1 protein-coding gene is annotated in these 238 nt (G+C 70.2%); it reads left to right on the forward strand.

Annotated features, from left to right (window positions below):
• Positions 1 to 238 (forward strand): NAD(P)-dependent oxidoreductase (locus G3I65_RS26490; protein ID WP_275940172.1); only part of this gene is annotated, 238 nt, incomplete at both ends.

The raw sequence follows: 238 nt of genomic DNA on the forward strand, positions 1-238 counted from the left end.
CGGACTGCTCGGCCGGGACATGCGTGGCCGGACCGTCGGGGTGCTCGGCACCGGCAAGATCGGCGAGGCGTTCACCCGGATCGCCCACGGCTTCGGCATGAAGCTGCTCGGCTGGGACGTGGCGGAGAACCCGGCCTGCGTCGAGCTGGGCATGGAGTACGTCGACAAGGAGCGGCTGTTCGCCGAGGCCGACCTGATCAGCCTGCACGTGCCGCTGCTGCCCTCCACCCACCACATC

Source organism: Amycolatopsis sp. SID8362 (assembly GCF_010550475.1).
In the GTDB taxonomy this organism is placed as follows: Bacteria; Actinomycetota; Actinomycetes; order Mycobacteriales; family Pseudonocardiaceae; genus Amycolatopsis; species Amycolatopsis eburnea.